Genomic DNA, 3525 nt, shown 5'->3' with positions numbered 1-3525 from the left:
CCGGATGCAGATGGCCGCAGATCTCGCCCCGCGCCGCTCGGCAGATTCGCGCTCGGCAGGTCCGCGCTCGGTTCGTGGCGCAGGGTCACGCCGCCGAGGACAAGGTGGGGCGCGCAGGCGCCGCCGAGCCCGTGCGGCTCGGGGTCGTGATTGCCGGCGATCCACAGAAACTCGCGTCCCGTCTGCAAGGCCGCGAGCGCCGCGCGGGCGCGCGCATCCAGGCGTTCGGCGCCCCAGCGGTCGTGCAGGCTGTCGCCCAGCGCCACCACGAGGCGCGGCTGAAGGCGCGCCACCAGGGCAGCAAGGCGGCCCAGAGTCTCGGCGGTGTCGTAGGGCGGCAGCATCTGCCCGCGCCGGGCGAAGGCGGAGCCCTTCTCCAGGTGCATGTCCGCCACCACCAGCGCCCGCTCGTCCACTAGGAACAGCGCGCCGGAGGGATCGAGCATGGCCGCATGGCCGCCGACCGCTTCGAGAGTGGGGCCGGCCGGGGTGGGGGGCGATTCGGTGCGGGCGAGCATGGCGCGGATTGTGCCCATCCGCCCGCGCGGGGCAAGCGCGCCGGTGGCGGCCCGGCCGGTGGGTCCGCTCCCGCAGCGGTCCTGCGCCGGGGCTCCGTTCGGCCTCGACGACGGGCGTTATTGCGCCCGGAGCCGGGCCGGTCCGACGTGTCGCCACGCGGGCCGGGCGCGCGGCGTGCCATGGACGTGCCAGGGGGATGAGGCGGGGATGTACCGGGCGACCACGCGCCAGATCCAGGTGACGGCGACGCCGCGTTACGTGGCCGAGCGCTCGGAACCGGATCAGGGGCGCTATTTCTGGGCCTACACCATCGAAGTGACCAATCTCGGCACCGAGACGGTGCAGTTGAAGGCGCGGCACTGGACCATCACCGACGCCACCGGCCGCACCGAGGAGGTGCATGGGCCGGGGGTGGTGGGCGAGCAGCCGGTGCTGCCGCCGGGGGGGCGCTTCGAATATACCAGCGGCGTGCCGCTCACCACCGCCACCGGCATCATGAGCGGGCGCTACGACATGGTCACCGAAAGCGGCGAGGCCTTTTCGGTGGAGGTGCCGGCATTCTCGCTCGACATGCCGGACATGCGGCGCGTGCTCAACTGACATCGAGGAGCGGCGCCGCATGACCACCGCCCGCCTTCCTGCCGTCGAGGCGCAGGCGCTCTCGACGCTGAACCTGCGCCCGGTGGCGGCGACGCTCGGCATCCTGCTCGCGATCCTCGGCGGCAGCATGCTGCTGCCCGCCTTCGTCGACTTCGCGACCCGCTCGGGCGGGCACCAGTCGTTCATCGGCGCTGCCGCCGTCACCATCTTCGTCGGCGTGCTGCTGTGGATGTCCGGGCGCGAGCGCCATGTGCAGAAGCTCGACCTGCGCCAGGCCTTCCTTTTGACCTCCAGCGTGTGGGTGGTCCTGACGGTGTTCGCCGCTTTGCCGCTCATGTGGGGCTCCTCGCAGCTCTCCTTCACGAAAGCCGTGTTCGAGGCCATGAGCGGCCTGACGACAACGGGCGCCAGCGTGATGTCGGGGCTGGACGCCCAGGCCCCGGGCATCCTGCTCTGGCGGGCGCTGCTGCACTGGTTCGGCGGCGTCGGCATCATCGCCATCGCCATCGCCGTGCTGCCGGTGCTCTCCATCGGCGGCATGCAGCTGTTCCGCATGGAATCCTCCGACAAGTCGGACAAGTTCCTGCCGCGCGCGGGCGCGGTGGCCAAGGGACTGCTCACCGCCTACCTGCTGCTCACGCTCTTGTGCGCCATTGCCTATGCAGTCGCCGGGCTGGGCCTGTTCGACGCGGTGACCCTCGCCATGTCGACGCTCTCCACCGGCGGCTTCGCCAATTCCGACTATTCGCTGAGCGTGTTCAAGAATCCGGCGGTGGACTATGTGGCCATCGTCTTCATGATCGCCGGCGCCCTGCCGTTCCCGCTTTATGTGCGGGCGCTCTCGGGTGACACGCGGCGCTTCATCACCCACTCCGAGGTGCGGGTGTTCCTCGGCCTCATCGTCTTCTTTACCGCTCTGTCGTTCACCCAGCAGGTGGTCCAGGGCATCGCCTCGGGCGAGACGGCGTTGCGCGGGGCGTTGTTCACGGTGGTCTCGCTGATGACCACCACCGGCCTCATGGCGGTGGACTACACCAATTGGGGCGCGCTCTCGAACGCGATCTTCTTCGTGGTGATGTTCCTCGGCGGCTGCACCGGATCGACGTCCGGCGGCCTCAAGGCCATGCGCATCGCCATCACCGGCAAGGCCATCCGCCAGCACCTGAAGCGGGTCTCTTTCCGCAACGGCGTATTCCCGGTGCGCTACGGCGGCGCGCCGGTGGCGGACGACGTGGTCTCCTCGGTGCTCGGCTTCGTGTTCCTCTATATCTTCACCTTCCTGGTGGCGGGCATCGGCCTCAACCTCATGGGGCTCGACATCGTCACCGCCTTCTCGGCGGCCATCGCCTGCCTTGCGAATGTGGGGCCGGGGCTCGGCCCGGTGGTGGGGCCGTCCGCCAACTTCGCCAGTCTGCCGGATCCGGCGATCTGGCTGCTGACCCTCACCATGATGCTGGGGCGGCTCGAAATCCTCACCGTGCTGGTGCTGGTCCTGCCGCGCTTCTGGAACCGCTGACCGCTCGTCCGCGTCAGAAGTGGGCGAGATAGCCGCCGTCCACCGCCAGCACATGGCCGGTGACATAGGAGGCCGCGGGCGAGGCGAGGAAGACCGCCGCTCCGGCGATCTCGTCCGGCCGGCCCCAGCGCCCGAGCGAGGTGCGCCGGGAGAGCCATTCGCCCACCGCCTGGTCGCGCGCGAGTTCCGCATTGGGCTCGGTGAGGAAATAGCCGGGGGCAATGGCGTTCACGGTGATGGCGTGTGGCCCGAGGTCCGCCGCGAGCGCCCGCGTCAGCGCCTCGAGGCCGCCTTTCGCCGTGGTGTAGGCGGCATCGCCGGCGCGCGAGAGCGGCCCGGCGATGGAGGTGATGTTGATGATCCGCCCGCCCTGCTTGCGCTGCGCCATGCCGCGCGCCACCGCGCGGGTGAGGTGCGCCGGGGCGATCAGGTCGAGCTCGATCAAGGCCCGGAAGTCCGCCGTCTCCATGTCGAGGAAGCCGCGGCGGTCGCGCGCGCCGGCATTGTTGACGAGGATATGGATCGGCGCGCCGAGGCCATGCGCGCCGTCACCGCCTCGGCGTCGAACACGTCGAGGAGGAACGGCTCGGCATGGCCGCCCGTGCGGATGATGGCGGTTGCGGCGTCGGCGAGGCGCCCTGCGTCGCGCCCGTTCACCAGGACATGCGCGCCGGCCTGCGCCAGCGCCGCCGCGATCTCGAAGCCGAGCCCGGCCGCCGAGCCGGTGACGAGGGCGGTCTGCCCGGACAGGGAAAAGGGATGCGACATGGGGCGTCTCGCTCGCGCGGGCGGCAAGGCGCCCTTCGGATCAGGGCCAGCTTATAGCCGCGCGGGCGCGGCGCCGGAACCCGCGCCGCGGCGTCAGGCGAGGAGGCCCCCGCCACGGCGCC

General features: G+C 71.0%; 3 protein-coding genes and 1 pseudogene. 2 read left to right on the top strand and 2 right to left on the bottom strand.

Going from position 1 to position 3525, the window contains the following annotated elements; all coding sequences use genetic code 11:
• Window positions 1-536 (bottom strand): metallophosphoesterase (locus tag AC2W7M_RS22120; RefSeq protein WP_486134953.1); only part of this gene is annotated, 536 nt, incomplete at its 3' end.
• Between the two features lie 190 nt (window positions 537-726).
• Between AC2W7M_RS22120 and apaG the strand changes: the two genes are divergently transcribed.
• Together apaG and AC2W7M_RS22110 are read left to right on the top strand one after the other, a co-directional pair.
• Complete coding sequence (apaG, locus tag AC2W7M_RS22115) at window positions 727-1119, top strand: Co2+/Mg2+ efflux protein ApaG (protein WP_486134951.1); 393 nt, start codon at window positions 727-729, stop codon at window positions 1117-1119.
• A 19-nt stretch (window positions 1120-1138) separates the two neighbouring features.
• Window positions 1139-2635, top strand: coding sequence for a TrkH family potassium uptake protein (locus AC2W7M_RS22110; protein ID WP_486134949.1), 1497 nt, complete (start codon window positions 1139-1141; stop codon window positions 2633-2635).
• A gap of 13 nt (window positions 2636-2648) precedes the next feature.
• Here the strand turns inward: AC2W7M_RS22110 and AC2W7M_RS22105 are convergent.
• A pseudogene (locus AC2W7M_RS22105) lies at window positions 2649-3403 on the bottom strand (SDR family oxidoreductase).
• Between the last annotated feature and the right edge of the window lie 122 nt (window positions 3404-3525).

The organism is Xanthobacter sp. BG11Y11_SDJG (genome assembly GCF_057364445.1).
The sequence above is the reverse complement of the archived record's forward strand: the minus strand, read 5'-3'. Positions and strand labels throughout refer to the sequence as shown.

Coding starts and splice junctions, on each gene's coding strand:
- apaG (WP_486134951.1), top strand. CDS start 727: ATGTACCGGGCGACCACGCGCCAGATCCAGGTGACGGCGACGCCGCGT.
- AC2W7M_RS22110 (WP_486134949.1), top strand. CDS start 1,139: ATGACCACCGCCCGCCTTCCTGCCGTCGAGGCGCAGGCGCTCTCGACG.